Genomic DNA, 25,759 nt, shown 5'->3' with positions numbered 1-25,759 from the left:
GCTGGCGGCGTGCACCCACCTCAGGCCTCCCCCCGAGGGGGGGAGGGGAAACTACGACGTCAGGTCAGCCTGCCGACTGGCACTCCGACGGGTTGCGGCGCTGCAGCTTCTTGTCGGCCAGGTACTTGTCGGCACCGGCCTTGACCATCGGCTTGAGGATCTGCTCGTCGGCCTGGTACCAGTCGCTGGTGAAGTTCCACTTGCTGCCGTCCCAGGTGTGGATGCGCGCCCAGGTGGAGCCCTGGTGGTCGGTGCAGCTGGTGGACAGCGGGCGCATCACGCCGTTGAAGCCCAGCGCGTCGAGTCGCTTCTGGTCCAGGTTCAGGTTCTCCAGGCCCCAGCGCACCTGCTCGGGGGTCATCACCTTGCCCTTGCCGAAGCGCTCCTGCGCGCGGCGCACGGCTTCGTGGCTGAGCATCTGGATGATCACGCCGCGGGTGTACAGCACGTGGCCGACTTCGTCGCGCGGGCCGGTGCCCTGGCCCTTGTCGTGCACGTACTTCAGGATGTCCTGGATCACCTTGGGCTGCTGGCTGCTCGGGTTCAGTGCCAGCGCGTTGTAGCCCTTGGCGCCCGCGCCCACGTCCTTGACGTCAGGCTCGGCACCGGCCCACCACACGCCGTACATCTTCTCGCGCGGATAGCCGGTGGCCTGCGCTTCCTTCAGGGCGGTGGAGTTCATCACGCCCCAGCCCCACAGGAACACGTAGTCCGGGCGCTGCTGGCGCACCTGCAGCCAGGTGGCCTTCTGTTCCACGCCGGGCGCGGTGACGGGCAGCAGGCTCAGCTCGAAGCCGTGCATGCGGGCGCGCTCCTGCAGCAGCGGGATCGGCTCCTTGCCGAACGGCGAGTCGTGGTAGACCAGCGCGATCTTCTTGCCCTTGAGCTTGTCCAGGCCGCCTTCCTTCTTGGCCACGTGCTGGACCAGGATGTCGGCGCCGGTCCAGTAGCTGCCCATCAGCTCGAAGTTCCAGGGGAACGCCATCCCGTCGGCCGAGATCGACAGGCCGTAGCCCAGCGTCAGCAGCGGGATCTTGTCGTGCAGGGCCTTGTCGGTCAGCGCGAACGTGATGCCGGTGGACTGCGGGTCGAACAGCGTCACGCCGGGACGGCTCTTGAGGCGCTCGTAGCACTCCACGCCGCGGTCCGTGGCGTAGCCGGTCTCGCACTCTTCCCAGGTGAGCTTGACGCCGTTGATGCCGCCGTCGCGCGCCATGATCATCTTCAGGTAGTCCTGCTTGCCATTGGCCCAGGGCGTGCCATTGGGCGCATAGGGGCCGGTGCGGTAGGACAGCAGCGGGAAGAACTGCTCCTTGGCCTGGGCCATCGCCGCGGGGGCCGAAGCCAGCGCGGTGCCGGCCACGAGGGCGGCCGTGAGGAGGGAACGAAGCTTCATGGGATGTCTCCTTCTGAGGTGAAGCGAACGGAAAGCGTCAGTGGAACCCGGGAAGGGCGGCCGGCGCATCGGTGAATGCGAGCAAGGGATTTGCCTGCATCGGCGATCAGTGGGGGAAGGGCCACAGGCGCAGCTTCTGCTTGCCGGTGGACCACAGACGGGCCAGGCCGTGCGGCTCGACGGCCAGGAACCAGACGATCAGCGCGCCGAAGATCATCAGCTCGGCGTGCGACACGGCGGTGGTCGAGAACTCGACGCCGATCAGGCCGGCGAGCACCGGCAGCACCTGGTTCAGCAGGATCGGCAGGATCACGATGAAGGCGGCGCCGAAGAACGCGCCCATGATCGAGCCCAGGCCGCCGATGATCACCATGAACAGCAGCCGGAACGACAGGTCGACCGAGAACGCGGCCGGCTCCCAGGTGCCCAGGTAGACGAAGGCCCACAGCGCGCCGGCCACGCCGACGATGAAGGAGCTGATCGCGAACGCGCTGAGCTTGGCGTACATCGGCCGGATGCCGATCACGGCGGCGGCCACGTCCATGTCGCGGATCGCCATCCACTCGCGCCCGATGGCGCTGCGCACCAGGTTCTTGGCCAGCAGGGCCATGACGACCAGGATGGACAGGCAGAACCAGTAGCGGCTCGCCGCGCTGTCGATCGACATGCCCAGCACCTGCAGGTTGGACACGCCCACCGATCCCGAGGGCGAGTCGTTCAGCAGCCACTTGACGCGCAGGAACATCCAGTCGGAGAAGAACTGCGCTGCCAGCGTGGCGACCGCCAGGTACAGGCCCTTGACCCGCAGGCTGGGCAGGCCGAACAGGACGCCGAACGCGGTGGCGCACAGGCCCCCCAGCAGCAGCGCGGGAATCAGCGGCAGGCCGGGGATGCGCACGAAGAAGTTGTAGGCACCGTAGGCGCCGACCGCCATGAAGGCGCCGGAACCCAGCGAGATCTGTCCGCAGTAGCCCACGAGGATGTTCACGCCCAGCGCCGCCAGCGACATGATCAGGAACGGCAGCAGGATGGCCCGGAACAGGTAGTCGCTGGCGAAGGCGGGCACCACGACGAAGGCGACGACCAGCAGCAGGATGATGAACAGGCGGTCCTGCTGGATCGGGAAGATCTGCTGGTCGGCGCGGTAGCTGGTCTTGAACTGGCCGTTTTCTCTGTAAAGCATGGTTTCAGTCAGTTGGGGTCAGAGCACATTTGCTTCGCAAATCGTGGTCTGGCCCGCAAAGGAATCACACTCGGTCGATGATCTTCTCGCCGAACAGGCCTTGCGGCCGGATCAGCAGGAAACCGAGGGCCAGCACATAGGCGAACCAGATCTCGATGCCGCCACCGACCATCGGGCCGATGTAGACCTCGGACAGCTTCTCGCCGACACCGATGATCAGCCCGCCGATGATGGCGCCGGGCACGGAGGTCAGGCCGCCGAGGATCAGCACCGGCAGCGCGCGCAGCGCCACCGTGGTCAGCGAGAACTGCACGCCCAGCTTGCTGCCCCAGATCATCCCGGCCACCAGGGCCACGATGCCGGCCACGCACCAGACGATCACCCAGATGCGCGACAGCGGGATGCCGATCGACTGCGCGGCCTGGTGGTCGTCGGCCACCGCGCGCAGCGCGCGGCCGGTGGAGGTCTTCTGGAAGAACACCGTCAGCAGCGCCACCAGCGCGGCGGCAATGAGGGCGGCGATCAGGTCTTCCTTGTTGATCAGGATGCCGCCCTCGAACGCCTGCTCGAACGCGATCACCGGATCCTTGGGCATGCCGATGTCGATCGAGTAGATGTTGCTGCCGAACAGGGTCTGGCCCACGCCTTCCAGGAAGTAGGCGATGCCCAGCGTGGCCATCAGCAGCGTGGCCTCGCCCTGGTTGACCAGGTGGCGCAGCACCAGCAGTTCCACGAACCAGGCCACCACGAACATGATGGCGCCGGCGATCATGAAGGCCGCCACGTTGGCGACGATCTTGCTTTCGATCCCGGTCCAGCCCGGGATCCATTCGGCGAAGCGGGCCATGGCGAGGGCGCCGAACAGCACCATCGCGCCCTGGGCGAAATTGAAGACGCCGGAGGCCTTGAAGATGAGCACGAAGCCCAGCGCCACCAGCGAGTACAGCATGCCGGCCATCAGGCCGCCGAGCAGGGTTTCGAGGAAGAATCCCATCGCGTCTTGTTCCTAATGCGCGGTGCCGAGGTAGGCGTTGATCACGTCGGGGTTGCGGCGCACCTCGTCGGGCGGGCCGTCGCCGATCTTCTTGCCGTAGTCCAGCACCACCACGCGGTCGGAGATGTCCATCACCACGCCCATGTCGTGCTCGATCAGCACCACGGTCGTGCCGAATTCGTCGTTGACGTCCAGCACGAAGCGGCACATGTCCTGCTTTTCTTCCAGGTTCATGCCGGCCATGGGCTCGTCGAGCAGCAGCACCTGCGGCTCCATGGCCAGCGCGCGCCCGAGGTCCACGCGCTTCTGCAGGCCGTAGGGCAGCTGGCCGACCGGCGTCTTGCGGAAGGCCTGGATCTCCAGGAAGTCGATGATCCGCTCGACGTACTCGCGATGGCGGATCTCCTCGCGCTCGGCCGGGCCTATGCGCAGCGCCTGCAGGAACAGGTTGCTGCGGATGCGCAGGTTGCGGCCGGTCATGATGTTGTCCAGCACGCTCATGCCCTTGAACAGGGCCAGGTTCTGGAACGTGCGGGCGATGCCCATCTCGGCCACCTGGCGGCTCTTCATGTGGCTGAAGGTCTGGCCGCGGAAGGTGATGCTGCCCTGCTGCGGCTGGTAGACGCCGTTGATGCAGTTCAGCATGGAGCTCTTGCCGGCGCCGTTCGGGCCGATGATGGCGCGGATCTCGTGCTCGCGAACGTCGAACGAGATGTCGGTCAGCGCCTTCACGCCGCCGAAGGACAGCGAGATGTTCTTCACGTCCAGGATCACCTCGCCCAGCTTGCGGGCGGGCGCTGCCGGCGCCTGGTCCTGTTCCTGCTCCAGCACGGAAGCCGCGTCGGTCATCATGTTCATGCCGCCACCTTGACGGGGTCGAAGGTGCGCGCATCCATGATCTTCAGCGTGGCGCTGACCTTGCCGGTGCGGCCGTCCTCGAATTTCACCTGGGTCTCCAGATACTGCTCGGTCTTGCCGCCGTACAGCGCGTCCACCAGCGGCTGGTACTTCTCGGCGATGAAGCCGCGGCGGACCTTGTTGGTGCGGGTGAGCTCGCCGTCGTCGGCGTCCAGCTCCTTGTGCAGCACCAGGAAGCGGCTGATCTGCGAGCCGGCGAGCTTGTCGTCGGCCGCGAGGTCGGCATTGACCTTCTCGACGCACTCCTTGACCAGGCCGTAGACCTCGGGCTTCTGCGCCAGGTCGGTGTAGCCGGCATAGGGCAGGTTGCGCCGCTCGGCCCAGTTGCCGACCGCCTCGAAGTCGATGTTGATCATCACGCAGACCTTCTCGCGGCCGTCGCCGTAGGCCACGACTTCCTTGATGTGCGGGAAGAACTTCAGCTTGTTCTCCACGTACTTCGGCGCGAACATCGCGCCGTCGTTGGCGCCGCCCTTGATGCGGCCGACGTCCTTGACGCGGTCGATGATCTTGAGGTGGCCCTGCGCGTCGATGAAGCCCGCGTCGCTGGTGTGGTACCAGCCGTCGTTGGACAGCACCTCGGCGGTGGCCTGCGGATTCTTGTAGTAGCCCTTGAGCAGCCCGGGCGAGCGCACCAGGATCTCGCCGTCGTCGGCCACCTTGATCTCCACGCCGTCGATCGGCACGCCCACGGTGTCGGCCCGGGCCTGGTCGTCCGGCTGCAGGCAGACGAACACCGCGGTCTCGGTGGAGCCGTACAGCTGCTTGAGGTTGATGCCGATGGAGCGGTAGAAGGTGAACAGGTCGGGGCCGATCGCCTCGCCGGCGGTGTAGGCCACGCGCACGCGCGAGAAGCCCAGGTTGTTGCGCAGCGGACCGTAGACCATCACGTCGCCCAGGCGGTACAGCAGCCGGTCGGCCAGGCCCACCGGCTGGTGGTCCATCAGCGCCGGGCCGACGCGGCGCGCCAGCTTCATGAACGCGTGGAACATGCCCCGCTTGAGGGCGCCCGCGTCCTCCATGCGGATCATCACGGTGGTGAGCAGGCCCTCGAACACGCGCGGCGGGGCGAAGTAGTAGGTGGGGCCGATCTCCTTGAGGTCGATCATCACCGTGCTGCCCGACTCGGGGCAGTTGACCACGTAGCCGCAGGCCAGCCACTGCGCGTAGCTGAAGATGTTCTGGCCGATCCAGGCCGGCGGCAGGTAGGCCAGCACCTCCTCGCGCTCGGTCAGCTTGTCGAAGTCGGCGCCGGCCTTGGCCCGGTCGAGCAGCGTGCGATGGGTGTGCACCACGCCCTTGGGATTGCCGGTGGTGCCCGAGGTGAAGAACATGGACGCCACCTCGTCGGGCGCGGCCTTGTCCACTTCGCCCTTGAAGAAGCCGGGGTTGCGGGCCGCGAACGCCTCGCCGGCCTGCGCCAGCGCGTCGAGCGAGGCCAGCCCCGGCTCGCTGTAGTTGCGCAGGCCGCGCGGGTCGTCGTACCAGATGCCCTGCAGCAGCGGGCACTGCGGCCGGATCTCCAGCAGCTTGTCGACCTGCTCCTGGTCCTCGGCGAAGGCGAAGCGCACTTCGGCATTGGTGATCGGGAACACGCATTCGGCCGCGACCGCATCCTGGTACAGCGGCACCGGAATGGCGCCCAGCGACTGCGCGGCCAGCATGGTGGCGTACAGGCGCGGGCGGTTTGCGCCGATCACGATCATGTGTTCGCCGCGGCGCAGGCCGGCTTCATGCAGGCCGCACGCGAGGTGTTCGACCAGCCGGGCGAGGTCCGACCAGGTGAAGGTTTGCCAAATGCCGTATTCCTTCTCGCGCATGGCCGCCGCAGCCGGACGCTGCGCGGCGTGCTGGAGCAGCAGGCGGGGGAAGGTCGTGTCCATCCAGGTCCTCGAAAACCGGCGAAGGCCGGCCTGAATGGCAGGAATGCTAGGGTTGACTTTGACGTCGGCTTGTCTTTGCGACGACAATTTTCGGGATTTCCCTTGCAAGTAATTACCCGCATGAAGGCCGAACAGCTCACGCTGCACCAGCGCCGCCGCCGCCCCACCGGCGCCGAGCTGGCCGGAATTCCCTGGCTGCGGCTGCTGCAGGCGCAGGAGTACGAGCGGGCCGTCAGCCAGATCACGGTCGGCGACGCGCGGCCGGGCGATTTCGTCTGCCGCGTCGGGCGGCCGGTGACCTACTGGTTCGGCGTCATCGAGGGCCTGCTCAAGATGAGCACCGACAGCGAGCAGGGCCAGACCATGACCTTCACCGGCGTGCCGCCGGGGGGCTGGTTCGGCGAGGGGACCGCCCTCAAGCGCGAGATCTACCGCTACAACATCCAGCCGCTGCGCAACAGCGTCGTGGCGGGGCTGCCGGTGGACACCTTCCACTGGCTGCTGGACCACTCGATCGGCTTCAACCGCTTCGTCATGAACCAGCTCAACGAGCGGCTGGCCCAGTTCATCGCCGCGCTGGAGATCGACCGCATGGCCAACCCCGACGTGCGGGTGGCGCGCAGCCTGGCCGCGCTGTTCAACCCGGTGTTGTACCCGGGCGTGGGCCAGGTGCTGCGCATCACCCAGCAGGAGCTGGCCTACCTGGTCGGGCTGTCGCGGCAGCGCGTCAACGAGGCGCTGCGCGCCCTGCAGGCGCAGGGGGCGATCCGCATCGAATACGGCGGGCTGCGCATCCTGGAGTTGGAGGCGCTGCGCAACAGCGGCCACGACTCGACGGCGGCCGGCCGATAATCGCCGCCCTCATGAGCGATCCTGCCGGCCAGCCCGCCACCACCCGGTTGAACAAGCGCATGGCCGAACTGGGCCTGTGCTCGCGCCGCGAGGCCGACGACTGGATCGCGCGCGGCTGGGTGCGGGTGGACGGGCAGGTCGCGCCCATGGGCCTGCAGGTCGCGCCGGGCGCGCGCATCGAGGTGGACCCGCGCGCCCGGGGCCAGCAGCGGCAGCAGGTCACCATCCTGCTGCACAAGCCGGTCGGCTACGTCAGCGGCCAGGCCGAGGACGGCTACCAGCCGGCCGTCACGCTGGTGCAGGCCCGCAGCCACTGGCCGGGCGATCCCGCGCGCATCCGTTTCGCGCCCGCGCAACTGCGCGGTCTGGCCCCGGCCGGCCGGCTGGACATCGATTCCACCGGCCTGCTGGTGCTGACCCAGGATGGCCGCGTGGCGCGCCAGCTGATCGGCGAGGACTCCACCATCGACAAGGAGTACCTGGTGCGCGTGAGCTACGGCACGGTGGCGCGCGAGGTGCAGGCCGCCTTCCCGGCCGCCCAGCTGGCCCGGCTTCGCCACGGACTGAGCCTGGACGGCCGTCCGCTCAAGCCCGCGCAGGTCGACTGGCAGAACCCGGAGCAGCTGCGCTTCGTGCTCAACGAGGGACGCAAGCGGCAGATCCGGCGCATGTGCGAGCTGGTCGGGTTGAAGGTCGTCGGCCTCAAGCGAGTGCGGATCGGGCGGGTGCGGCTGGGGGAGCTGCCGCAGGGGATGTGGCGGTACCTGGGGGAGGGGGAGCGGTTCTAGGGACGGGACGGCTAACGATCGGCTAACTCTGTTTGAATATCCTGCCGCGGTTCGCGGCTCTTTGTGGGGCTGCGGTCCCGTCATGGAGTCCTGATGCGCATCCTGCTGGTCGAAGACGACGAGATGATCGGCCAGAGCCTGCAGAAGGCCCTGGAGACCAACGGCTGGTCGGTCGATTGGGTCAAGGAGGGGCTGCTGGCGCAGAGCGCCATGGCCGATGGCGGCTACGCCTGCGTGCTGCTCGACCTCGGGTTGCCGCGCCGCGACGGGCTGGAGGTGCTGCGCATCGCCCGGTCCCAGGGCGACACCACCCCGGTGCTGGTGCTCACGGCGCGCGACGGGCTGGACGAGCGCATCACCGGGCTGGACATCGGGGCCGACGACTACCTGGTCAAGCCTTACGAGTTCCGCGAGCTGCTGGCCCGCATGCGCGCCGTGATCCGCCGGCGCGACGGGGCGGCCCACTCCATCATCGGCGGCGAGGCGCTGCAACTGGACATCACCACCCGCGAGGCACTGGTGCAGGGCGAGCGCCTGCCGCTGTCCGCGCGCGAATTCGCGCTCCTGCACGCGCTGCTGGAGCGGCCCGGCGCGATCCTCTCGCGCGACCAGCTGGAGAACCGGATCTATGGCTGGGGCGAGGAGGTGAGCAGCAACGCAGTCGATGTCCTGATCCACGGCATGCGCCGCAAGCTGGGTGCCGACGTGATCCGCAACGTCCGCGGATTGGGCTGGCGCGTCGCCGCGTCCCAGCCGGTCCGCAAGGAGGTCACGTGATGCGCATCCTCTCGGCCGGACCCATGTGCTCCCTGCAGCGCGCGCTGATGTACTGGCTGGTTCCCCTGTTCCTGCTGGTCGGCGCCGCTTCGGCGGCGGTGTCCTACTGGACGTACAACCGCATGGTCGCCTCCTTCATGGACGACCAGATGCAGCAACTGGGCGAATCCATCGCGCACCACGGCGACCGGCTGGTGCTGCCGCCGGTGGCGCCCGATCGGATCCACACCTGGGGCAGCTACATCGTGCAGGTCTGGAACGCCGAGGGGGGGCTGGAATCGACAGCCCTGCCGGGCCTGGCCGCGCCGGCGCCTAGCGACACCGGATTCCGCGACGCCCACTTCGGCGACCACGACTGGCGCATCTACGACCTGATGCCGTCGCGTGCGGACGGCAGCCGCATCCAGGTCCTGCAAAGCGGCGAATTCCGCCGCAAGCTCGCGGTCGAGCGTGCCGGGGCGGCGATCGCGCCGGTGCTGATCCTGCTGCCGCTGGCGCTGCTGATCCTTTGGGCGCTGGTGCGGACCCTGTCGCGCGAAGTGCAGGCGATCGGCCGCCAGGCCGCGCAGCAGGACGAGAGCAGCATCAGCGAACTGCCACTGGCCCGGGTGCCGCGCGAGATCGAGCCGCTGGTGGTGTCGTTCAACAGCCTGCTGGCGCGCCTGCGTGACGCCTTCGACACGCAGCGCCGCTTCGTGCAGGACGCCGCGCACGAATTGCGCACGCCGATCACGGCGGTGGCGCTGCAGCTGGAGAACCTGCGTTGCGACCTGCCGCCGGGCGCCTGCAAGGACAGCTTCGCGCAGCTGCAGGCTGGGGTGGCCCGGGCGCAGCGGCTGGTGGACCAGCTGCTCAAGCTCTCGCGCCACGAGGCCCGGGAGACGCGGGAGCCGGCGGTCGCCATCGACCTGCAGGCCCAGGTGCACCAGTGCATCGACGGGCTGATCGCGCTGGCCGACCAGCGCCACATCGACCTCGGCATGGTGGTGGACGAACCCGCCGCAGCCGCCCTGGCCCTGCGCTGCCCGGCGAGCGACCTGCGCAGCGTGCTGGACAACCTGATCGAGAACGCCTTGCGCTACACGCCCGAAGGCGGCGTGGTCGACGTGCGCCTGACGGCCAACGCGCAAGGCCCCGTGATCGAGGTCATCGACAACGGCCCGGGCATCCCGCCGGACCAGCTAGGGCGCGTGTTCGATCGCTTCTTCCGCGTGCCGGGCAACGGCGTGCGCGGCAGCGGGCTGGGCCTGTCGATCGCGCAGAACGCGGCGCAGCGCTGCGGACTGCGCATCGTGCTGCGCAACCGGGAGGATCGCAGCGGGTTGGTCGCGCGCGTGGAGCGCATCGCTGTTGCGAGTGGCCTGTCGGCTGCGCGGCCGTTGGCGGCCGCGCAGGCGTCCTAATCGCCAGCTAAGGAAGGTCTAAGAGCCAACTCAGAGTGGTTTCCTACAGTGGACACACGGTCGATGCAGCGAGATGGACAGCCCGCAGAGACCGCGACAAGGACCCTGTCCGCTCTTCACTGAAAGGAAACCGCATCATGAACGCCAAGTCCCTCTTCGCCGTCGCGGCCGTTGCCGCCGCCTTCTCCGCCGGTGCCAGCGCCGACGAGTTCTACGGCTCCGACCGTGCCATCCAGTTCGAAGGCCAGCGCACCCGCGCCGAAGTGCAGGCCGAAGCCGCGCAGGTCGCGCGCAACCGCAACACCGAGCCGGCGGGCTCGCGCGTCGCGGCGCCGATCCGCTCCACGGTCGACGTGCAGGCCCTGCGCGCCGAGACCGCGCAGGCCGTGCGCCTGGGCCTGATTCCGCGCGGCGAAGCCAGCCGCAGCTGACGCGCCCCCGCTCCCATGAAGAAGCGCCCCGCATGCGGGGCGCTTTTCTTCGTGGGTGGCCGGAAGGGCGGGCGGATGCGCGCGCCCAAGGGGCGCTGCAGCGGCGGTGTCCGGGACGGGGTCGGGGGAAAAGAACTACCGCGGGGGTGTCATTTTCCCTACGAGGGGCCAGGGCCCGATTTCTAGCATGACTCTCATCGCCCTCTGCCCAACCGCCCCGTGGTCCACGTTGTCCGCCAGTTCCTTTTCCTGCTCGCCTGCCTGTCCTTTGGCGGGCTGGCGAAGGCCGACACCTTGAACCTCACGGTCAGCGCGATCATCCTTCCGCGCGTCAGCGTGCAGGTGCTGGCGTCACCGCCTGCGCTGCAGGTCACCGAACGGGACGTGGCCAAGGGCTACGTGGACGCGCCCGTGCCGCTGTCCTTGCTGGTGAGCAGCAACACCTCGCGCGGCGTGCTGCTGATGTTCACGTCGGGCAGCGAGCTGGTCACGCACACTCGGGTCAGCGGGCCGCAGGGGGACGTGCAACTGGGCTCTGCCGGCGGCGCCGTGTGGGTCCGCGATGCCCAGCCCCGCCTGCACCTGGCGCTGCAGTTCCGCTTCTATCTCTCGGCGGAGACGGCGCCGGGCCACTACGCCTGGCCCCTGCACGTGGCGGCAGAGTCTTGAACCGGCGTCAGGGCGTGAGCGTCAGCACCACGCTGTCGCTGTAGTCGCCCGCATAGACGTTCTGCTGCGCCGGCAGCCGTCCGTAGATCGTGAACGTGCTGACCGCGGTGGCGCCGTTCTCGATCGTGAGCGAGTTCGTCATCGTGTCGACTCCCGGAGTGAAGCCCCACACCGCGGTACGGGAGACGTCCCGGAACAGGCCGTAGTTGAGGTAATCCACGGGTGCCGAGGTCCGCACCATGCGGCGGGCGCTGACGGAACCCGAACTGCCGGGGCTGATGGCCAGCGAGATGTCCAAGGTGCGAGGCCCGCCGTTGCGGGTGCAGCTGACCTGGACCGTGGTCAGGCTGTCGCTGGCCGCGAGGGACAGGCCGTCGTAAGGCGCGAAAACCAGCGAACCGCCGGCGTTGAGGCGGCACGTTGTCGTCTGGGCCATCGCGGCCTGCTGCGCACAGAAAGCGAGGACGAGAGATACGGCAAGCCGGCTAGTCACAAGTGACACCTTCCTTCAGCTCGATCACCACTTCGGGATCATCGGGCAGTTCGAGTCGGCAGGATAGCTTGCGACCATCGACGTCCAGCGTGCCCGCGTACCGTCCCGGCTCGGCATTCTCGAGGTAGAACTCGCCCGCGGGCGACGTCTCGATCCGGACGGTTTCCGTCGCGCCTACGCGCGCCATCGGGAACGCGCGCGACCGGATCGGATCGCCAGGCCCCGGCCCTGCGTTGGCCAGACCGATGAACGCCCGCTGCCGGCGGCCGCCGAAGTCGACGACCGAGCCACTCTTGAACGCGGGGGCGATGGACATGCGCTTGTGCGCGATGCCGTATTGCATGGGGAGTTGCCTGTCGTTGATCGACACGTCCTGCCGGCCGTAGGCACCGACCTGGGGAATGACTAGGTTGCCTTGCTCATCGCTCTTGCCCTGCCACTGGTTGTTCAGGTAGATGTCCACGCCAGGCTCCGGCACGCCCAACCGGGCCAGCGCGAAGCTGTCGTTGACACGGCGGGAGAGGCCGGCGAACCCGTCGACCGCCACCACCGCGCCGGATATGCCGAGCTCGACGAAGCGCGCGCGCCCGCCGGTCAGCTGGGAGCTCCCGTTGAAATCCAGGCTGAAAGGGCGCAGGTTCCAGTTGGCCGACGCGTAGCCGAAATGGGATGCGTGGTCGCCGAACTGGCTCTGGGTGCCGGCGCGCCAGCCCACGCCCTCGCCATCCGTGAGCTGCCGTCCCGCCTCCAGGTTGAGGGTGCCGTTGCCGGGGCCGCCGCTCGCCGACGTGCTCGCCCAGACCTGGCCGTCGAGGTCGAAGCGAAGGTACAGGTTCACTCCCCACTCGCGCGGACCGGCGCCTGTGCGCCGGATGACGTACTCGGTCTGAAGCGAGGCGCGGCGGCTGAACGAGGTCACCATCCGCACGGCCATGCTGTTGCGGCCGCCCAGCGCGTCGCTGACGCGCGTGGCGTCGGCGGACAGGCTGGTCGTCGGGGTCAGTCGCACCGATGCGCCCAGGCGGTCCTCGCGACGGATCGCGGGCATGCCCAGGTAGCTCGAATACGTGCGAAAGCCGTCCCCGAAGCGACGGTGCCCGAGGAACAGGCCCAGGGTGGGGCCTTCCCATGTGTAGCGTGCGCCCCAGCCCAGCGCGGTCCGCTCGTTGATGCGGTCGGTGCTGTAAAGGAGGTCGGCGGAGATCAGCCCGAGCCGGTCGGCGCGCAGCGTGGCACCGGCGCTGGCCGCCGTGAAATCCCGGTTGCCCTCGGCGGTGCCCGAGGCCGTCAGCCAGTCGGTCACCCCGTAGCGGTGGAAGCCCTGCCAGGCCGCCTCGCGGTAGCGCAGTTGCAGGTCCGACCCGATTTCCGAGCGGCGGCCGAGGAAGTAGCTGTACTCCTGCTGCCCGCGGGCCAGGACGCGGTCGGTGAAGAGGAAGGGCTGCTCGACGACCTGGGTGCGTCCGCTGGCGTCGGTGACGGTCACCTGCACCGACCGCGAGCCGCCCCAGTACAGCAGGTTGTCCAGGGCGACCGGCCCCGGGCCGACCTGCGCCCGATAGACCGTGCTGCCGTCGACAGAGACCGCCACCTCTGACGGGGTGGGCGCGAAGACCTGCAGGTGGGGCGACGGCTGGTACACCACGTCGGGCGTGATGGCGAACAGCTTCGCGAACGACACCCCGGCGCCGGTGAAGGCCGACAGCGTCCCGCTGGCGCCGACCACCGTGTCGCCGACGATCAGGCGGGTGCCCTCGCGGCGGTCGTCGATCAACAGCTGGGTCGGCCCGCGTACGAAGCCGCCGGGCTGGCCCGGCTCGCGGGTGCGTGCCAGCGCCTCCTGCCGCAGCAGGACGTCGCCCATGCGGACGTTCAGGTCCGTGCTCAGTCGCAATTGCAGCGGTGCGGCATCCCCCGTGTCCCGTACGCTGGCCCGGTAGTTGACGATGACGCTGTTGGCGGGTGTTTCGATCGGCAGCGGCTCGGGCCGGTTCGCCAGGTCGATGCGGGTGCCGCCGTAGCTGGTGGCCGGGAATTCCAGGTCCAGCGCCAGCTCCTCGATGTGCAGCTCGATCCGCCGGGATCCCAACTCGCGCAGGGACAGGTAGCGGTCGCCCGCGAAGGCATGCGCCGGAACCCCTTCCGGCGGCTGGATGGCCAACCGCTGGACATCCTGCTCGCGAATGAGGAAGTCCCCGCCGGCCGCGCGCAGCAGGAGGAACTCGCCGCGTGGAACGCCGTTGGAGCGGATGGTCAGGATCAGCTCCTCCACCTGGCCGCCGGCCATCGCGACTGCAGCAGGTCCCGGAGGAGCGACCTGCGCCGCGGCGCTGCCCATCGCCATCGCGGCTAGGGCCAGCTGCAGGAGCAGGACGATGCGGCGGTTTGCCGGCCCCCGGGTCATGGGTGTCGAACGGTGCTGCAGCCCCGCTGCAGCGACAGGGTCAGCCGCACCGGGATGGGTCGACCGCGAGTTCCCGCTCGAAACTGATGCCTTCGCCCTCGCCGCGCACCAGCAACTTCCTGGCGTTGCGGCACACGTCCTTCGGGATGTCGGCGGTGTAGGTTCGCGAGGTGCCGGCCAGCGAATACCAGCCGGCGATGTCCTGCTGGAACTGGCCGCCGTCGCTGACCGTCAGGCGATTCAGGCGCAGGAACTTGTTGCCGGGGTTCGACACGGCCTGGCGGAGCTGCCCATTCACGAGCGAGGGCGGCGCGGCCTCGAGTTCCGGCTTGCCGGCCGCCGGGGGCACGAAGATCGGCACGCCGAAGCGGAAGTAGAAGGTCACGGCGGTCGTCGTCTGGGCGCCGGGGTCGGGCATCTCCTCGATGAACAGGCGGTACGCCCGCTCGGTCCCCACCGCGGGGCTCTTGGCCCCCACCCGCACCAGCCGCTTGGCCCCCGGCTCGATGTCCATTTGCCGGGGAAAGTAGATCAGGTCGCTCGAGTCCTTGTAGACGTCCTTGCCGGCGGCGTCCTGCGTCCACTCCATCAGCTTGATGCCCACGCGCAGTCGGGCCGGCGAGTCGTTGGTGACCGTGATGGTTTCGCTCAGCGCCCCGGCCTTCAGTTCGGCGCGGATCGGCGTGACGGAGAAATCCGCGGCCGAAGCGGTGGCGCAAAGGAGCGGGAACAGGGCCGTCGCAAGAATGGCGCGGGCGTGCCGGGACAACGAGCGGTAATGCTGGGACATGGGTCGCCACTGTGGGGGCGCACCGGGGTGCGCGTCAAGGCGTGATCGTCAGCACCACCGTGTCCTGGTACGCGCCCGCGAGCACGTTCTGGAACTGGAACGGTTGGATGGTGCCGGTCACCGTCAGCGTCTGTGTAGTGCCCTTGGTCACCGTGGCAGTCGCAGGTGACCAGCTGAGCGAATAGGGCAGGAATTCGGTGGTGGTGACCGTGTGCCGCATCCGGCGCGCACCTGCGCCGCTCGCATGAAGACCGTCGTTGGCGCTGATGAAGAACGTCGCCAGTGTGCTGGCGCCGTTGCAGACAAACGTCATCGATGCGGTGGCCGTCACATCGCCACCGCCGGCGGGGTCGATGTTGCCGAACGGCAGTGTGAGCGCCTTGGCGTTGAACAGGCAGTTGTTCTTGCTCTCGACGGTCGCCCCGACACCCACGGCGCCGGTCCCTGCGCTCCATGCAAGAGGAGCACAGGCCAGCAGGCACAGGGCGGCGGAACCGCCCCTACGCCAGGCCAGCGCCAGACGGGAACGCATCCGACCGTCAGGGATCTGTTGGCACCCACCCACCCGGCGCCATTACGGCGCGATGGTGACGGCGACGGTCTGGGTGTAGCTGCCGGCCGGCTTGTCCTCATAGGCCCCGGCAGGGATCTCGCCGTTCAAGGTCAGGTTCACCGGCGTGCTGAAGCCCGTCGCCGCGCCCGGATTAGTCCATTTCACCGTGTAGGCGATGGTGTCGGTGCCTTTGGCGAGCAAGCCGCTGAAACCGGTCGAGCCGTCGGTTGCACCGCCTACGCTGACCGTAGGAGTGACTCCGTTGGTGCACGCGTAAACGGCGGTGGACGTTTTCGGCACTGCGCCGCCGGTGATCTGGTCAAGGGATCCGAACGGCATCGGAGCGACCGACGTGAGCGAGCAAGCGCCAGTGATGCTGGCCGTGGCCACCATGTCCAGGGCGAACGCCGAAGACAGGGGAAGGGCGGCGACGGCAATGGCTGCCGCAATGCGGATCCGGGCAAGTTGAGACATGGCAGTCCTTTCAGTGGGAGGCGGGTTGGTTTTCAGGGGCTGATCTCGATCGGCACCGATTGCGTGTAGGTGCCCGCGGAGACGTTCTGGTAGTTGGCACCGCCCGGCATCGAGCCGATCAGCGGCACGTCGATCGGCGTGACGCCGCTGCCCAGGCCGCTACCGGCCGTGGTCGGCGGGGTCCAGTTGATCGTGTAGGTGATGGTGTCCGTGCCGTTGCTGAGAACGCCGTTGAACGGCCCGCTGGTCAGGGTGCCGACCTTGAAGCTGCCGGGCGGGGTGCCCTTGGTGCAGCGGTAGGTGACGTTGACGGCGGGCGGGTTCACGACCGGGGCGGTGGCCTGGTTCAGGGTGCCGAAGTCCAGCGTGGGGACGGACACCAGCTTGCAGACGCCGACCACCGTGGCCGTCACCGTCATCGTGGCGGTGTCGGACGCCCACGACAGCAGCGAGCAGCTGGACAACGCCGCTGCTGCAATCCACCGTGAAAGCGTCCTGGAACTCATCGTTTGGTTCTCGTGTTGCCTAAGCTGCCCTAAGCAAAATCCTTAATCCGTGCCCTAAATGTATCTGCGGCTGTTACGAGTTGCAAATCGGCTAGCCCCTCTAATCAAGCACTTACGTGCCAATTGCGATGAGTTTCCGGGATTTCAGTCGCTTTTTGTTACATACACGCAACGATCCCGGCCGCTGACGCTGGATGGCCGGTTGGGCGGCGCGGATCAGCGGTGATCCCGGCCGGCAGTCGGCTCGCTGGAGCCGGTCGTCGTCCGGAGCCGCGGAAGGGCTATCAGGGCCTGTTTTCGGCCTGGATGGTGAGGGTCATGCCCTGCCCCGCCGATCCCTCGACCGCTGCATGGATCGGCCAACCCAGGGCGTCGCGGCGCACCCCGGACTTGAACCAGGGCGGCGCGGATCCGCGGCTATCCCGGCCGGATCGCTCCACGGTGAGCGTCAGCTCCTCGATGGCCGCAAGAGGAAAATTCGTCGACGTCCTCGAGGACGCAGGGAGGTGGGGCGACAGTTCAATGAACATGATTCGAGCGCTCGGCAGGACTGTAACGAACTGTGATCGAGCCACTCGCCGGAATGCTGCTCGTGACAGTCGGACGGCGAAATAAGTCACGGGTCGACGCAGGTCGTGTGGGCCGCCAGACCCGTCGCGCAAGGGTCCGATCAGCCGGGCCGCTTGAAATTTCCCGTCGCGCCCACATGCTGTGCTCGCGTTTTCCGCTTCAAACCGACGACATGCCCCAGAACAAGCAAACCCTCTCCTTCCAGGCCGAAGTCGCGCAACTGCTGCACCTGGTCACCCATTCGCTGTATTCGAACAAGGAGATCTTCCTGCGCGAGCTGGTCTCCAACGCCTCTGACGCCTGCGACAAGCTGCGCTTCGAGGCCCTGAACGACAACGCGCTGTATGAAGACGCGCCCAATCTCGAGGTGCGCATCAGCTTCGACAAGGCGGCGAAGACCCTCACCATTGCCGACAACGGCATCGGCCTGTCGCAGCAGGAGGCGATCGACAACCTGGGCACTATCGCCAAGAGCGGCACCCGCGAGTTCATGGGCCGGCTCACGGGCGACCAGAAGGCCGACGCGCAGCTGATCGGCCAATTCGGGGTCGGCTTCTATTCGGGCTTCATCGTGGCCGACCGCATCACGGTGGAATCGCGCCGCGCCGGCCTGCCGGCCGGGCAGGGCGTGCGCTGGACCAGCACCGGCACCGGCGACTTCGAGGTGGAGGCGATCGAGCGGCCGCAGCGCGGCACCGCCGTGACGCTGCACCTGAAGGACGACGCCACCGAGTACCTCTCCACCTGGAAGCTCAAGTCCATCGTCGGCAAGTACTCCGACCACATCTCGCTGCCGATCCTGATGCGCAAGGAGGAGTGGAAGGAAGGCGAGGACAACAAGGGCGGCGAGATGGTGCTCACCGACGAGTGGGAGACCGTCAACCAGGCCAGCGCGCTGTGGACCCGTCCGAAGAAGGACATCACGGACGACCAGTACAAGGCCTTCTACAAGCAGATCAGCCACGACCACGAGGACCCGCTGGCCTGGAGCCACAACCGGGTGGAGGGCTCGACCGAGTACACGCAGTTGCTGTACATCCCGGCGCGTGCGCCGTTCGACCTGTGGAACCGCGAGAAGGCCGCCGGTGTCAAGCTGTACGTCAAGCGCGTCTTCATCATGGACGACGCCGAGGCGCTGATGCCGGTCTACCTGCGCTTCGTCAAGGGCGTGATCGACTCGGCCGACCTGCCGCTCAACGTCAGCCGCGAACTGCTGCAGGAAAGCCGCGACGTGCGGGCCATCCGCGACGGCAGCACCAAGCGCGTGCTATCCATGCTGGAGGAGATGGCCAAGGCCGAGAAGGACGACAGCGCCACGGCCGAGGACAAGGCCCGCTATGCGAAGTTCTACGCCGAGTTCGGCGCCGTGCTGAAGGAAGGCCTGGGCGAGGACTTCGCGAACCGCGAGCGGCTGGCCCGGCTGCTGCGCTTCGCCTCCACCCAGTCGGACGCGGTGAGCGTGTCCCTGGCCGACTACAAGGCGCGCATGAAGGAAGGCCAGGAGGCCATCTACTACATCACCGCCGACACGCTGGCCGCGGCCCAGAACAGCCCGCAGCTGGAGGTGTTCCGCAAGAAGGGCATCGAGGTGCTGCTGATGACGGACCGGGTGGACGAGTGGGCGCTCAACTACCTGCACGAGTTCGACGGCACGCCGCTGCAGTCGGTGGCCAAGGGGGCCGTGGACCTGGGCAAGCTGCAGGACGAGGCCGAGAAGAAGGCGGCCGAGGAAGCGGCCGAGGCGTTCAAGCCGGTGCTGGCCAAGCTCAAGGAAGCGCTCAAGGACAAGGCCGAGGACGTGCGCGTCACCTCGCGCCTGGTCGATTCGCCGGCCTGCCTGGTGGTCAGCGACGGCGGCATGAGCATGCAGCTGGCCCGCATGCTCAAGCAGGCCGGCCAGAAAGTGCCCGAGACCAAGCCGGTGCTGGAAGTGAACCCCGAGCACCCGCTGGTCAGGAAGCTGGACGGCTCGGTGCATTTCCACGACCTGGCGCAGATCCTGTTCGACCAGGCGCTGCTGGCCGAAGGCGGGATGCCGGAGGATCCGGCGGCCTACGTCAAGCGTGTCAATGCGCTGCTGGCCTAGGCAGGCGCCTACCGCACGACAGGAAGCCGGCGGGCAGCGGACCGCTGGCCGCACCGACCACAATCACTCCATGAAGATCCGTGCCGTGATCGCCGCCACGCTGCTCGCCGTTGCACTGGCGGGCTGTGCCTCGCCCGGCGTCGGGGTCGGCATCGGCGTGCCGGTCGGCCCGGTCACCATCGGCGTGGGTGGCGGCAGCGGCGGCCTCAACGTCGGGGTGGGTACCGGTGTCGGTCCGGTCGGGGTCGGCGTGGGCGTCAACCAGCGTGGCCAGGTCACCGGTGGCGCCGGCGTGGGCGCCAGCGTGCCGATCGGCGGCGGGCCGGTGCGCGCTGGCGTGGGCATCGGCACCGGAACCGTCATCTACGACCCCGCCGATCACCTGGCTCCGGTGGTGCCGCCGCCGGCCGGAACGGTGCCGCCCAGCTCGTCCCAGCAGGTCGCGCCCTGAGCGCGCGGGTGCTTCAGGCCACCAGCGGCGGTTCCGCCATGGCCTCCAGCTGCTCCTCCAGCATCTGCACCTGGCCCTTCCAGTAATCGCTGCTGCCGAACCACGGGAACGCGGCCGGGAAGGCCGGGTCGTCCCAGCGCCGCGCCAGCCAGGCGCTGTAGTGGACCAGGCGCAGGGTGCGCAGCGGCTCGACCAGGGCGAGCTCGCGCCGGTCGAAGTCGCGCACTTGCTCGTAGCCATCCAGCAGGGCGCCGAGCTGCCGCTGGCGCTGGGCCCGCTCGCCCGACAGCAGCATCCACAGGTCCTGCACCGCCGGACCGGTGCGGGTGTCGTCGAGGTCGACGAAGTGCGGTCCCTGGCCCGGCGTCCACAGGATGTTGCCGGGGTGGCAGTCGCCGTGCAGCCGCAACAGCTGCCACTCGGATCCATAGTTGCCGTCGGCCCCGCCGAGCGCCCGGGCCACCGCCTCCAGCGCCTGCTCGCACACCGCGCGCCAGGCCGACTGCACGTCCAGCGGGATCGATTCGTGCTGCAGCAGCCAGTCGCGCGGCTCGCGGCCGAAGCTGTCCAGGTCCAGCCGCGGTCGCTGCTCGAAGGGCCGCGCCGAGCCCACCGTGTGGATGCGCGCCAGGAAGCGGCCGATCCACTCGAGCACCTCGCCGTCGTCCAGCTCGGGTGCTCGGCCGCCGCGCCGCGGGCTGACGCTGAAGGCGAAGGGGCCGTGCCGGTGCAGCGTGCCGCCCTCCAGCACCAGGGGAGCGACCACTGGAACCTCGGCGGCTGCCAACTCGCAGGCGAAGGCGTGCTCCTCGGCGATGGCCGCATCGCTCCAGCGGCCCGGCCGGTAGAACTTCACCACCACCTGTTCGCAGCCCTGCACCGGCTCTTCCAGCTCGACCTGGTAGACCCGGTTCTCGTAGGAGCTCAGCGCCAGCAGGCGGCCGTCGCCGTACAGGCCGACGCTGGCCAGGGCGTCGAGCACCGCGTCCGGGGTCAGCGCTTCGTAGGGATGGGCAAGGGTCATCGGCGGATTGTCCGCCGCGCCGCCCGGCGGCCTCACTTCAGATTGATCTGCACGTCGATGTTGCCGCGCGTCGCATTGGAATAGGGGCAGACCTGGTGGGCGGCGTCGAGCAGCTGGCGCGCCTGGCCGGCGTCCATGCCGGGCAGGCTGACGTTCAGCCGGACCGCGATGCCGAACGCCTGGGCCACCGGCCCGAGGTCGACTTCGGCATCGATGGCGGTGTCCTGCGGCAGGGTCAGCTTCTGCCGCGTGGCCACCGCTTTCATCGCGCCGATGAAGCAGGCCGAGTAGCCGGCGGCGAACAGCTGCTCGGGGTTGGTGCCCTGGCCGCTGCCGCCGGGCGAGCTCAGGTTCACTTCGATCCGGCCGTCGTCGCTGCGCGCGTGGCCGCCTTCGCGGCCGCCGGTGGTGTGGGTACGGGCGGTGTAGAGCACCTTGTCGACTTGCTTCATGGTTGGCTTTCTCGGACGTGCGGCTTGCGCCGGGGAATGGGAGCCCCGAGTCTGCGACATCCGCCGGCGTCCGTTCGGCGAGGGGCTTTTTGCAGCAACTGCCGAGACAGCGAGCGCGACAGGAAACCGTGACCGTGCCGTCCGGGGCGACGTCGCTGCCGATGCCACGCATGATGCTGGGACGCAGGGCCGCGTCGCGCGAGCCGACGATCACCGACACGCCCCGGGCCATGAAGGCCAGGGTCTCGGGCGGCAGTTGCACGGGCGGCGTGGCGCTCACCGGAACCTCCGCCGGGTCAGCACCAGTGCCGCCCCGAAGGCCGCCACGGCATAGCCGGCAAGGGCGAGCAGGTGCAGCAGCGGACGCTGGGGCCACTGGTCCATGAACAGCGGCCGCACCAGCTCCACCGCATGCGTCAGCGGCAACCAGTCCGAGGCCGCGCGGAGGACGCCGGGCAACTGCTCGCGCGGGAAGAACACGCCGGACAGGAACATCATCGGCGTCACGAACAGGGTGAAGTAGTAGGTGAAGAAATCGTAGCCCCGGGCCAGCGCGTTGAAGATCAGCGCGATGCACGAGAAGGCCACCGCGGCGAACGCCAGCAGCGGCAGGGCCGCCAGCAGCTTGGGGCTGTGGCTGATGCCCAGCGCCAGCATCACCAGCAGGATGGCGACCACGGTGAACAGGGCCTTGAAGGCGGCCCAGAGCATCTCCGCCAGCACGATGCTGTCCAGGCTGACGGGCGCGTTCATGATCCCGTCCCAGGTCTTCTGCACGTGCATGCGCGAGAACGCCGAGTACAGCGCCTCGAACGAGGCCGCGTTCATGGCGCTCATGCAGACCGACCCGCTGGCGAGGAACAGGATGTAGGGGACGGCCCGGTCGCCGACCTGCACCTGGCCGACCAGCGCGCCCATGCCGTAGCCGAAGGCCACCAGCCACATCAGCGGCTCGGCGATGTTGCCGACCAGGCTGGGCACGGCCAGCTTGCGCCACACCAGCAGGTTGCGCAGGAACACCGGCCACCAGCGCAGCGACAGGTCGGGGGGATGGCACAGCCCCGTCCGCATCAGCCCTCCTGCCGGATCTGGCGCCCGGTCAGCTTGAGGAATAGGTCCTCCAGGTTGGCCGGGCGATGCAGGGTGCGCAGGCGGGGCTCGCGCGACAGCGCCTGCAGCAGCGGCCCGGCCCCGCGCGTGTAGAAGAACACGGTCTCGCCGCTGACTTCCACCCGCTCGGCGAACGCGCGCGCGTCCGAGTGCGCCAGCGCCGACGCACCCTGGCCGTAGGCCTCCACCACGTCGGGCTCCAGGTGCCGGGCGATCAGCTCGCGCGGCGCGCCTTCGGCGATCTTGCGGCCGTGGTCCATCACCAGCAGGCGCGAGCACAGGCGCTCGGCCTCGTCCATGAAGTGGGTGGTCAGCAGGATGGACTTGCCCTGTTGCAGCAGCACTTGCAGCCGCTCCCACATCAGGTGGCGGGCTTGCGGGTCCAGCCCGGTGGTGGGTTCGTCCAGCAGCAGCAGGTCGGGGTCGTTGACCAGCGCACGCGCCAGCGACAGCCGCCGGCGCATGCCGCCGGACAGCTCCGCCGGCTTCACATCGGCCTTGTGCGTGAGGGCGGCGAACTCCAGCAGGCGCGGGATGCGCTCGCGCACCACGGCGACCGGCAGGCCGAAGTAGCGCCCGTAGACCATCAGGTTCTCCGCGCAGCTGAAGTCCGGGTCGAGCGAGTCGAACTGGCTCACCACGCCGAAGCGCGCCTTGATCGCCATCGCGTCGCCCGGCATGGACAGGCCCATGGCGGTGATTCGGCCCTCGTCGGGTGCGGTCAGGCCCAGGCACATGCGCAGGGTGGTGGTCTTGCCGGCGCCGTTGGGACCGATGATGCCGAGGCACTCGCCCCGCGCGATGCCGAAGGACAGCCCGTCGACGACCGGCGTGTCGCCGTAGCGTTTGCGGAGCTGGTCGACATCGAGCAGGGGCGCGGCCATGGGCCGCGCCATTGTGTCGCAGCGACCGGCGCCCGCGGTGTCCCGCTTAGAATTTTTGGCTCCCCTCCTGCAAGGCCCACGTGTTCCCGCCCCTGTCCATCCAGCAGCAATACCTGCTGCCCAAGAAACTGCTCACCGTGCTGATGGGCAAGCTGGCCGGCTGGCGCGGCGGTGCGCTGACCCACGCCATCATCCGGCGCTTCGTCGCGCACTACGGCGTGAACATGGCCGAGGCGGCCGACTCGCGCATCGAGTCGTACGCGACCTTCAACGACTTCTTCACCCGGCCGCTGCGCGAGGGCGTGCGCCCGATCGCCGATGCGCCGCTGGTCTGCCCGGTGGACGCGGCGATCAGCCAGTTCGGCCCGATCGAGCACGACCAGATCTTCCAGGCCAAGGGCCACAGCTACTCCACCACCGCGCTGCTGGCCGGCGACGCCGAACTGGCGCGCCGGTTCGACCACGGCCACTTCGCGACCCTGTACCTGGCGCCCAAGGACTACCACCGCATCCACATGCCCTGCGACGGGCGGCTGGTGAAGATGATCTACGTGCCCGGGGACCTGTTCTCGGTCAACCCGCTCACGGCGCGCCACGTGCCGGGCCTGTTCGCACGCAACGAACGCGTGGTGTGCGTCTTCGACACCGCCTTCGGGCCGTTCGTCAACGTGCTGGTGGGCGCCACCATCGTCGGCAGCGTGGCCACCGTGTGGCACGGCACCGTGAACCCGCCCCGAACGCGCGACGTGCGCCAATGGGACTACGCCGGCCGCGACATCGTGCTGCGCCAGGGGCAGGAGATGGGCCGCTTCCTGCTCGGCTCCACCATCGTGATGCTGTTCCCCAGGGACGTGGTCAGCTTCCACCCCGACTGGGCGCCGAGCAGGTCGGTGCGGCTGGGGGAAGCGATGGGAACGATCGCGGGCGCGACGAGTCCGCTCTGATCGCACTGCGGCGGCGAGCCGGATCGGCCAGCCGAAGGCGCGTTGCCCGCGTTACTGAAACGCCACCTCGTCGAACGCCCTCAGCTTGCGGCTGTGCAGCCGCTGGCTGCCGCCGGCGCTGAGGATCTCCACGGCGCGCATGCCGATGCGCAGGTGCTGGTCGACCCGCTCGCGGTAGAAGTGGTTGGCCATGCCGGGCAGCTTGATCTCGCCGTGCAGCGGCTTGTCGCTCACGCACAGCAGGGTGCCGTAGGGGACGCGGAAGCGGAAGCCGTTGGCGGCGATGGTGGCGCTTTCCATGTCCAGCGCCACCGCGCGGCTCTGGCTGAAGCGGCGCTGCGGCTCGTTGCCGGGCAGCAGCTCCCAGTTGCGGTTGTCGGTGCTGGCCACGGTGCCGGTGCGCATGATGCGCTTGAGGGCCGCGCCCTCGCACTGCGTCACGTCGGCCACGGCCTTCTCCAGCGCCAGCTGGATCTCGGCCAGGGCCGGGATCGGCACCCACACCGGCAGCTCCTCGTCCAGCACGTGGTCCTCGCGCACGTAGGCGTGGGCCAGCACGTAGTCGCCCAGCTGCTGGCTGCTGCGCAGGCCGGCGCAGTGCCCCAGCATCATCCAGGCGTGCGGGCGCAGCACGGCGATGTGGTCGGTGATGGTCTTGGCGTTGGCCGGCCCCACGCCGATGTTGACCATGGTGATCCCGTGGTGGTCGGGCCGCATCAGGTGGTAGGCGGGCATCTGCGGCAGCCGCGCGGGCGCCGTGCCCCAGCTCGCTTCCGGCGGCGTGCCCGGTGCGCCCGCGCCCAGCCCTGCGCGCCGCGTGACCACGTTCCCCGGCTCCACGAAGGCGCTGTACGCGCTGTCGGCGCGAGCCATCTCCTCGTGTCCCAGCCGGACGAACTCGTCGATGTAGAACTGGTAGTTGGTGAACAGCACGAAGTTCTGGAACCAGTCGGGCGCGGTGCCGGTGTAGTGCCGCAGCCGGTGCAGCGAGTAGTCCACGCGGGCGGCGGTGAACAGCGACAGCGGGTGCGCATCGCCCGGCTGAGGGCGCCAGGTGCCGTTGGCGATGCCGTCGTCCATCGCGCCGAGGTCGGGCAGGTCGAACTGGTCGCGCAGCAGGGCCTGCCGCTCGGGGCTGAGCGAACCTTCGATGTGGTCGTTCTCGGCGAACGAGAAGTGCACCGGGATTGGTTGCGTGCTGGTGCCCACTTCCAGGTCGACGCCGTGGCTTTGCCGCAGCAGCCGGAACTGCTCCAGGTAGTAGTTGCCGTACAAGTCGGGCCGCGTCAGCGTGGTCTCGAAGCGGCCCGCCCCGCTGACGAATCCGTAGCTCAGGCCCAGGTTCTCCAGCACCTCCTGCGGCACCGCCGTCTCGGTGTGGATGCGCACGAAGGGATAGCAGGCCCGCACGTGGCCGGGCAGCGTCTCGCCCGCCACGAAGCGCTGCATCGCATCGCGAAGATGCCCGATCTGCTGCGCGTAGATGGTGCGGACCTGGGCCAGCGTGCTTTCCGGATCGCTGTGGCGCGTGGGCGCGATGAACGGCGGCATGTGCGGCATGAAGCCTATTGTGCACAGGGCTGCATGGCGCTTCGGCCGTGCCCTTCGGCGGGGTGAGTCTGCGTCCTACAAGGTGTAACGAACGAACCTGACGTTACACATTTGGCCCAACGGCGACAGTCACTCGCACTGCAAGCGAACCCATAACTTGAACAGGAGTGAGC

At 68.7% G+C, this 25,759-nt stretch carries 26 protein-coding genes; 9 read left to right on the top strand and 17 right to left on the bottom strand.

Features of this window, described 5'->3' with window-relative positions:
• Positions 1-64 precede the first annotated feature (64 nt).
• The 5 genes from VEC03_RS06380 to VEC03_RS06360 all read right to left on the bottom strand — a co-directional run bounded on the left by VEC03_RS06380 (position 65) and on the right by VEC03_RS06360 (position 6,374).
• A complete protein-coding gene (locus VEC03_RS06380) occupies positions 65-1,396 on the bottom strand; it encodes an ABC transporter substrate-binding protein (RefSeq protein WP_324913675.1) in 1,332 nt (443 codons plus the stop codon).
• Between the two features lie 106 nt (positions 1,397-1,502).
• A complete protein-coding gene (locus VEC03_RS06375; RefSeq protein ID WP_324913673.1) occupies positions 1,503-2,579 on the bottom strand; it encodes a branched-chain amino acid ABC transporter permease in 1,077 nt (358 codons plus the stop codon).
• Between the two features lie 64 nt (positions 2,580-2,643).
• Entirely contained in the window at positions 2,644-3,573 is a 930-nt protein-coding gene (locus VEC03_RS06370; RefSeq protein ID WP_324913672.1) for a branched-chain amino acid ABC transporter permease, read from the bottom strand.
• 12 nt (positions 3,574-3,585) lie between these two features.
• Entirely contained in the window at positions 3,586-4,422 is an 837-nt protein-coding gene (locus tag VEC03_RS06365) for an ABC transporter ATP-binding protein (RefSeq protein ID WP_324913704.1), read from the bottom strand.
• Positions 4,423-4,427: 5 nt separating this feature from the next.
• Positions 4,428-6,374 carry an AMP-binding protein gene (locus VEC03_RS06360; RefSeq protein WP_324913670.1) on the bottom strand — a complete coding sequence of 649 codons (1,947 nt, stop codon included), beginning with the start codon at positions 6,372-6,374 and terminating at the stop codon, positions 4,428-4,430.
• 120 nt (positions 6,375-6,494) lie between these two features.
• On the opposite strand from VEC03_RS06360, the gene VEC03_RS06355 reads away from it, so the two are divergent.
• From VEC03_RS06355 to VEC03_RS06330, 6 genes are all read left to right on the top strand, one after another.
• A complete protein-coding gene (locus VEC03_RS06355; protein ID WP_324913668.1) occupies positions 6,495-7,226 on the top strand; it encodes a Crp/Fnr family transcriptional regulator in 732 nt (243 codons plus the stop codon).
• Between the two features lie 11 nt (positions 7,227-7,237).
• Positions 7,238-8,014, top strand: coding sequence for a pseudouridine synthase (locus VEC03_RS06350; protein ID WP_324913666.1), 777 nt, complete (start codon positions 7,238-7,240; stop codon positions 8,012-8,014).
• A 93-nt stretch (positions 8,015-8,107) separates the two neighbouring features.
• Positions 8,108-8,791 carry a response regulator gene (locus VEC03_RS06345; RefSeq protein ID WP_324913664.1) on the top strand — a complete coding sequence of 228 codons (684 nt, stop codon included), beginning with the start codon at positions 8,108-8,110 and terminating at the stop codon, positions 8,789-8,791.
• Positions 8,791-10,194 carry an ATP-binding protein gene (locus VEC03_RS06340; protein WP_324913662.1) on the top strand — a complete coding sequence of 468 codons (1,404 nt, stop codon included), beginning with the start codon at positions 8,791-8,793 and terminating at the stop codon, positions 10,192-10,194. Before VEC03_RS06345 ends, VEC03_RS06340 begins: the two co-directional genes overlap by 1 nt.
• A gap of 137 nt (positions 10,195-10,331) precedes the next feature.
• On the top strand, positions 10,332-10,625 hold the full coding sequence (locus VEC03_RS06335; RefSeq protein ID WP_324913660.1) for a DUF4148 domain-containing protein: 294 nt from the start codon (positions 10,332-10,334) through the stop codon (positions 10,623-10,625).
• 219 nt (positions 10,626-10,844) lie between these two features.
• A complete protein-coding gene (locus tag VEC03_RS06330) occupies positions 10,845-11,294 on the top strand; it encodes a hypothetical protein (RefSeq protein WP_324913659.1) in 450 nt (149 codons plus the stop codon).
• Between the two features lie 7 nt (positions 11,295-11,301).
• Here VEC03_RS06330 and VEC03_RS06325 read toward each other — a convergent pair whose 3' ends face one another.
• From VEC03_RS06325 to VEC03_RS06295, 7 genes are all read right to left on the bottom strand, one after another.
• Complete coding sequence (locus VEC03_RS06325) at positions 11,302-11,730, bottom strand: spore coat U domain-containing protein (protein ID WP_324913657.1); 429 nt, start codon at positions 11,728-11,730, stop codon at positions 11,302-11,304.
• 49 nt (positions 11,731-11,779) lie between these two features.
• Positions 11,780-14,074 carry a fimbria/pilus outer membrane usher protein gene (locus VEC03_RS06320; protein WP_324913655.1) on the bottom strand — a complete coding sequence of 765 codons (2,295 nt, stop codon included), beginning with the start codon at positions 14,072-14,074 and terminating at the stop codon, positions 11,780-11,782.
• A 157-nt stretch (positions 14,075-14,231) separates the two neighbouring features.
• Positions 14,232-14,981: a fimbrial biogenesis chaperone gene (locus VEC03_RS06315; protein ID WP_324913654.1), complete on the bottom strand. Its 750-nt coding sequence runs from the start codon at positions 14,979-14,981 to the stop codon at positions 14,232-14,234.
• A gap of 34 nt (positions 14,982-15,015) precedes the next feature.
• The gene (locus tag VEC03_RS06310) at positions 15,016-15,513 is read right to left on the bottom strand and encodes a spore coat protein U domain-containing protein (protein ID WP_324913652.1); all 498 of its coding nucleotides are present in this window, start codon (positions 15,511-15,513) and stop codon (positions 15,016-15,018) included.
• A 42-nt stretch (positions 15,514-15,555) separates the two neighbouring features.
• On the bottom strand, positions 15,556-16,008 hold the full coding sequence (locus VEC03_RS06305; protein ID WP_324913650.1) for a spore coat protein U domain-containing protein: 453 nt from the start codon (positions 16,006-16,008) through the stop codon (positions 15,556-15,558).
• A 32-nt stretch (positions 16,009-16,040) separates the two neighbouring features.
• Entirely contained in the window at positions 16,041-16,514 is a 474-nt protein-coding gene (locus VEC03_RS06300; RefSeq protein WP_324913649.1) for a spore coat protein U domain-containing protein, read from the bottom strand.
• A gap of 284 nt (positions 16,515-16,798) precedes the next feature.
• A complete protein-coding gene (locus tag VEC03_RS06295; protein WP_324913647.1) occupies positions 16,799-17,044 on the bottom strand; it encodes a hypothetical protein in 246 nt (81 codons plus the stop codon).
• Positions 17,045-17,256: 212 nt separating this feature from the next.
• Between VEC03_RS06295 and htpG the strand changes: the two genes are divergently transcribed.
• Positions 17,257-19,170 carry a molecular chaperone HtpG gene (htpG, locus tag VEC03_RS06290; RefSeq protein WP_324913646.1) on the top strand — a complete coding sequence of 638 codons (1,914 nt, stop codon included), beginning with the start codon at positions 17,257-17,259 and terminating at the stop codon, positions 19,168-19,170.
• A 70-nt stretch (positions 19,171-19,240) separates the two neighbouring features.
• Positions 19,241-19,621, top strand: coding sequence for a hypothetical protein (locus tag VEC03_RS06285; RefSeq protein WP_324913645.1), 381 nt, complete (start codon positions 19,241-19,243; stop codon positions 19,619-19,621).
• A 13-nt stretch (positions 19,622-19,634) separates the two neighbouring features.
• Here the strand turns inward: VEC03_RS06285 and VEC03_RS06280 are convergent, their stop codons facing one another.
• From VEC03_RS06280 to VEC03_RS06265, 4 genes are all read right to left on the bottom strand, one after another.
• A complete protein-coding gene (locus tag VEC03_RS06280) occupies positions 19,635-20,645 on the bottom strand; it encodes a serine/threonine protein kinase (RefSeq protein ID WP_324913643.1) in 1,011 nt (336 codons plus the stop codon).
• A gap of 32 nt (positions 20,646-20,677) precedes the next feature.
• The gene (locus VEC03_RS06275) at positions 20,678-21,097 is read right to left on the bottom strand and encodes an organic hydroperoxide resistance protein (RefSeq protein ID WP_324913642.1); all 420 of its coding nucleotides are present in this window, start codon (positions 21,095-21,097) and stop codon (positions 20,678-20,680) included.
• Positions 21,098-21,373: 276 nt separating this feature from the next.
• Positions 21,374-22,168, bottom strand: a complete 795-nt coding sequence (locus VEC03_RS06270; RefSeq protein WP_324913641.1) for an ABC transporter permease — start codon at positions 22,166-22,168, stop codon at positions 21,374-21,376.
• Positions 22,168-23,091: an ATP-binding cassette domain-containing protein gene (locus VEC03_RS06265; RefSeq protein WP_324913639.1), complete on the bottom strand. Its 924-nt coding sequence runs from the start codon at positions 23,089-23,091 to the stop codon at positions 22,168-22,170. The genes VEC03_RS06270 and VEC03_RS06265 overlap by 1 nt, the downstream gene beginning before the upstream one ends.
• Before the next feature lie 143 nt (positions 23,092-23,234).
• Here VEC03_RS06265 and asd point away from each other — a divergent pair, with 143 nt between their 5' ends.
• Positions 23,235-24,035 carry an archaetidylserine decarboxylase gene (gene asd, locus VEC03_RS06260; RefSeq protein WP_324913702.1) on the top strand — a complete coding sequence of 267 codons (801 nt, stop codon included), beginning with the start codon at positions 23,235-23,237 and terminating at the stop codon, positions 24,033-24,035.
• A 51-nt stretch (positions 24,036-24,086) separates the two neighbouring features.
• Here asd and VEC03_RS06255 read toward each other — a convergent pair whose 3' ends face one another.
• Positions 24,087-25,595: an AMP nucleosidase gene (locus VEC03_RS06255; RefSeq protein ID WP_324913637.1), complete on the bottom strand. Its 1,509-nt coding sequence runs from the start codon at positions 25,593-25,595 to the stop codon at positions 24,087-24,089.
• Positions 25,596-25,759: the final 164 nt, after the last annotated feature.

This window comes from Ramlibacter sp. (genome assembly GCF_035627355.1).
In the GTDB taxonomy this organism is placed as follows: Bacteria; Pseudomonadota; Gammaproteobacteria; order Burkholderiales; family Burkholderiaceae_C; genus Ramlibacter.
Note: the sequence above shows the minus strand (reverse complement) of the source record. Positions and strands in the feature narration are given on the sequence as shown.